Source organism: Cupriavidus sp. HPC(L) (assembly GCF_000307735.3).
Taxonomy (GTDB): domain Bacteria; phylum Pseudomonadota; class Gammaproteobacteria; order Burkholderiales; family Burkholderiaceae; genus Cupriavidus.
Map to the genome: position 1 here is coordinate 1 of NZ_AMPR02000229.1, position 4,535 is coordinate 4,535.

3 protein-coding genes and 2 pseudogenes are annotated in these 4,535 nt (G+C 64.5%); 2 read left to right on the forward strand and 3 right to left on the reverse strand.

Going from position 1 to position 4,535, the window contains the following annotated elements; all coding sequences use genetic code 11:
• Positions 1–1,547: pseudogene (gene lpdA, locus B551_RS14180) on the forward strand (dihydrolipoyl dehydrogenase); the annotation flags it as partial.
• A 134-nt stretch (positions 1,548–1,681) separates the two neighbouring features.
• Here lpdA and B551_RS14185 read toward each other — a convergent pair.
• From B551_RS14185 to B551_RS14195, 3 genes and pseudogenes are all read right to left on the reverse strand, one after another.
• On the reverse strand, positions 1,682–2,002 hold the full coding sequence (locus tag B551_RS14185) for a helix-turn-helix domain-containing protein (RefSeq protein ID WP_023264361.1): 321 nt from the start codon (positions 2,000–2,002) through the stop codon (positions 1,682–1,684).
• Positions 2,002–2,346, reverse strand: a pseudogene (locus tag B551_RS14190) (type II toxin-antitoxin system RelE/ParE family toxin). The gene B551_RS14185 and the pseudogene B551_RS14190 overlap by 1 nt, the downstream one beginning before the upstream one ends.
• Positions 2,347–2,647: 301 nt before the next feature.
• On the reverse strand, positions 2,648–3,223 hold the full coding sequence (locus B551_RS14195) for a phasin family protein (RefSeq protein WP_043439695.1): 576 nt from the start codon (positions 3,221–3,223) through the stop codon (positions 2,648–2,650).
• Positions 3,224–3,800: 577 nt separating this feature from the next.
• On the opposite strand from B551_RS14195, the gene B551_RS14200 reads away from it, so the two are divergent.
• On the forward strand, positions 3,801–4,535 hold a 735-nt coding region (locus B551_RS14200), incomplete at its 3' end, for a DMT family transporter (protein ID WP_023264363.1).

Genomic DNA, 4,535 nt, shown 5'->3' on the forward strand with positions numbered 1-4,535 from the left:
CAAGGTCGCCAAGGACACGGTGATCTGCACGGTCGAAGCAGCCGGAGCCGCCGCGGGCGCCGGCAGCATCGCCGGCACCGGCACCGGCTGCGGCAACGCATGCCGGCGGCGCCGACATCCAGTGCGAGATGCTGGTGCTGGGCGCCGGCCCCGGCGGCTATTCGGCGGCGTTCCGCAGCGCCGACCTCGGCATGAACACCGTGCTGGTCGAGCGCTATGCGAGCCTGGGCGGCGTTTGCCTGAATGTCGGCTGCATCCCGTCGAAGGCGCTGCTGCATAACGCGGCGATCATCGACGAGGCCAAGGCGTTGGCCGCGCACGGCATCGTGTTCGGCGACGCGAAGATCGATCTGGACGGGCTGCGCAAGTACAAGGAATCCGTGGTCGGCAAGCTGACCGGCGGCCTCGCCGGCATGGCCAAGGCGCGCAAGGTGCAGGTCGTGCGCGGCATCGGTACCTTCCTCGATCCGCATCATCTCGAGGTCCAGGAAACCGGCGGCGACGGCAAGGATCCCACCGGCAAGAAGACGGTGATCCGTTTCGACAAGGCCATCATCGCGGCCGGCAGCCAGGCGGTGAAACTGCCGTTCATCCCGGAGGACCCGCGCATCGTCGATTCGACCGGCGCGCTGGAACTGCGCGAGATCCCCAAGCGCATGCTGGTGATCGGCGGCGGCATCATCGGGCTGGAAATGGCCACGGTCTACAGCACGCTGGGCGCCAGCATCGATGTCGTCGAAATGCTCGACGGCCTGATGCAGGGCGCGGACCGCGATCTGGTCAAGGTCTGGGAGAAGATGAACAAGCATCGCTTCGACAACGTGATGCTCAAGACCAAGACCGTCGGCGTCGAAGCCAGGGCCGATGGCATCTACGTCAAGTTCGAGGGCGAGCAGGCCCCGGCGGAGGCGCAGCGCTACGACCTGGTGCTGGTGTCGGTGGGCCGTGCGCCCAACGGCAAGCGGATCGGCGCGGAGAAGGCGGGCGTCGCGGTGACCGACCGCGGCTTCATCGACGTCGACAGCCAGATGCGCACCAACGTGCCGCATATCTTCGCGATCGGCGACATCGTCGGGCAGCCGATGCTGGCGCACAAGGCCGTGCATGAGGCCCACGTGGCCGCCGAAGCCGCGCACGGCGAGAAGGCGTACTTCGATGCCAGGCAGATTCCGTCGGTGGCCTATACCGATCCGGAAGTCGCGTGGGCTGGTCTGACCGAAGAACAGTGCAAGGCGCAGGGCATCAAGTACGGCAAGGGCGTTTTCCCGTGGGCCGCTTCGGGCCGCGCGATCGCCAACGGCCGCGACGAGGGCTTCACCAAGCTGCTGTTCGACGAGGAAACGCACCGCATCATCGGCGGCGGCATCGTCGGCACGCATGCGGGCGACCTGATCGGCGAAGTGTGCCTGGCGATCGAGATGGGCGCCGATGCGGTCGATATCGGCAAGACCATCCACCCGCACCCGACGCTCGGGGAGTCGATCGGCATGGCGGCCGAGATCTACGAGGGCGTCTGCACGGACGTGCCGCCGCCGCGCAAGCGCTGAGCGGCCGGTTGTAGCAGTACAGGAGCAGGGCCCGCCGGGATGGCGGGCCTTGTTTTACTTGAGAATGCAATTAACCGCCATTATTTTCGAAATACAGATATAGCTGCGCTGAAGCTGACAAGTGCGGGGCGCGGTCAGGCTGTAACGAAAATTCCTGCGGCTGCCGACTGGCGAGCCGGCCGAACCACGATTTCCACGTGCTGATCGAGCGAGACGAGCGCCTGCATCAGGCGCTCCAGAGAGATGTTGTCGAGTTTGTAGCGCCGGATCTGCGACACCTTTGGCTGGCTCATGCCGACGATATGGGCGGCTTCGACCTGGCTGAGCCCTCGCTTGCCGATCACTTCGTTGACTTTGACCGCCAGCAGCGCTTTTGCCGACAGTTCTTCGGCATCGGCAAATCCGAGGTCGGCCAACACATTGTCCGTGCCTGTTCGAGTGCGATTGCATGGCATCACGATCTCCCGCTTTTTCCGTATCTGGCGAGCACCGCCTTCAGCCGCTTCTCGATCAAGGCGATATCCGGTTACGGCGTGGCGATGCCCGACTTGGACTTTTTCTGAAACGCGTGCAGCACGTGGACTGCGTTGCCGACGCAGACCGTGTATACGGCCCGGAAGGTATCGCCGCAGTGATCGTCGACCAGTTCGTACACGCCCGAACCCAGGCCCTTCCACGGCTTTGCTGAAGGAGGCGTGCGCCCCAACTGCACGACGAACAGGGCTACCCCCATGTCTTCTTGAACCGGAATGGGGAATGCTTTTAAGTCCTTTTTCGAGGAGCCTTCCCAATACAACAGCTTGCGTTCGTCGGGTACGAGTCATACCTGTTCGGATATAAATCGCAAGCGACGGATGCACCAGCCGCCCTGGCGTCACCATGACAAACTGACTGCGAAGCGCAACCGGATCGCCTTGCGAAAGGCGGCGATGATCGTTGCGATGCGGCGTCCGAACGTTGCACGACTGTGACGATCCCGGGCTGAAGTTCGAATGCGCTAATTGCGGTGCCAGAGGCAATAAAAAAGCCCGGCATCAATGCCGGGCTTCGGAGGTCAGCGTCGACCGGGTGCCCCGCGAGCGGGGCACCGTTCAGCGCGATCAGGCTGCGGTGGTCTTCTTGCCAGCGGTGCGGGCGGTGGCGCTCGCTTGCTGGGCGGCCTTGGTGGCGGCGGTGGCGGCCGCCTGGAAATTGCTTTCGGCGATTTCGACGGCTTGCTTGGTGGCCTTCTGGACCGACTCGTAGGCGTTGTTGGCGGCCGAGATGGCCGACTTCACGATGGCCACGGTCGATTCCGAACCGGCCGGGGCGTTCTTGGCGAAGTTGTCGACCAGGCTTTGCACGTTGCGCGAGCTTTCGGCCAGCTGGGCCTCGGCGACGCGGGTGAATTCCGACTGCGTGTCGGCCGCGATTTCGTACACGTGGCGGCTGTAGGCGACGGCCTTTTCGGCGACCGGCTGGATCAGCGAAACCTGCAGCGCCAGCAGTTCCTGGGCGTCGCGGGCGGTCAGCGTGCGCTTGGCGTGCTCGACGTTTTCAGCCAGCGTGGTCTTGACCACTTGCATGTTCAGCTCGACCAGCTTTTCCACGCCTTCGAAGGCCTTGGTGGTCAAACCGAACAGGGTTTCCAGATTGGCTTTGTGGGCGGCGGCAACTTGTTCGGGGGTAAAGGACATGCTGGTCTCCATCAAATGAAGTCGAGTTCAAGCGAACTCAAAAAATAGGTCGCCTAGATGTCAGGGCCGTGACGTTGCGGTGGCCAGCCCAGGCGCGTGAATGGTTTGTGCGTGCGCTCCAACGACTCGATTTGGCCGGCCGGAAACCGTCTTTTCGATTCATGGTGCGTCGCAACAATTCCGTATTGTATGGACCATGTTTGGTGTGTCAAGCGGTTTTTGTGCATCGCACAACCGGTCTGGGGTAAACCCCCGGGCGGCTTCGCCACATTGCGACTGCCCGATCACCTTTGGGGCCCTCGGCGACGTGACGAACTGGCCGGTGCTACCATCGCGCATTCCATTCAACGCATGGCCGGGCAGGGCGATATGCCCGACCGCCGCGCGGCCCGCCCGTTCCGCCCTTGTTGCCGATGTCCCGCCAAGCCTCCCGCAGCCGTTTTGTCCGCATCGCGATTCCATTGCGTCCCAATCCGTTCGACATCGGCGCACCCATGAAGGGGCGTGCGTGAGGCCGGCGTCAGAGGCCAGCGCGGGCCGAACCGCGTCAGGCGGCACCAATGCGTGGCTGGTGTCCATGCCCTGGCTGTTCGTGCTGATCTGGAGCACCGGCTTTATCGTCGCCAAGTACGGCATGCCACATGCCGAGCCGATGACCTTTCTGTTCCTGCGCTTTGCCGGCGTGGTGGTGCTGATGGTGCCGTTCGTCGTGCTGGCGCGCGTGCCGCTGCCTCGTCGCGATGGCCATGTGGATTGGGCCATGATCGGGCGCATTGCGCTGGCCGGGCTGCTGTTGCAGACCGGCTATCTGGGCGGGGTCTGGGCCGCGGTCAAGCTCGGCATGCCGGCCGGCATGGCCGCGTTGATCGTCGGCATGCAGCCGCTGCTGACGGCGCTGATTTCGCTGCGTCTCGGCGAACGCCTGCGCGGCTGGCAGTGGCTGGGCCTGCTGCTCGGCATCGTCGGCGTCGGCCTGGTGGTGGCCGGCAAGCTGTCGGCCGGCTCGGCGACGCCGTTCAGCGTGCTGCTCGCGGTCGGCGCCTTGCTGTCGATCACCGTCGGCACGCTGTATCAGAAGCATCGCTGCCCGGTGTTCGATCTGCGCATGGGCTCGCTGATCCAGTTCACCGCGGCGGCGCTGGCCTGCCTGCCTTGGATGTTCCTGTTCGAGACGCGCGAAGTCGACTGGAACCTCGAGATGGTCGGCGCGCTGGCCTGGTCGATCGTGGCCCTGTCGATCGGCGCGATCTCGCTGCTGTTCGTGCTGATCCGGCGCGGCGCCGCCACCAGCGTATCGAGCCTGATGTACCTG

Bases quoted from the DNA above. Each gene is read 5' to 3' on its own strand.
- B551_RS14185 (WP_023264361.1), bottom strand. From the start codon at position 2,002: ATGCCATGCAATCGCACTCGAACAGGCACGGACAATGTGTTGGCCGAC.
- B551_RS14195 (WP_043439695.1), bottom strand. From the start codon at position 3,223: ATGTCCTTTACCCCCGAACAAGTTGCCGCCGCCCACAAAGCCAATCTG.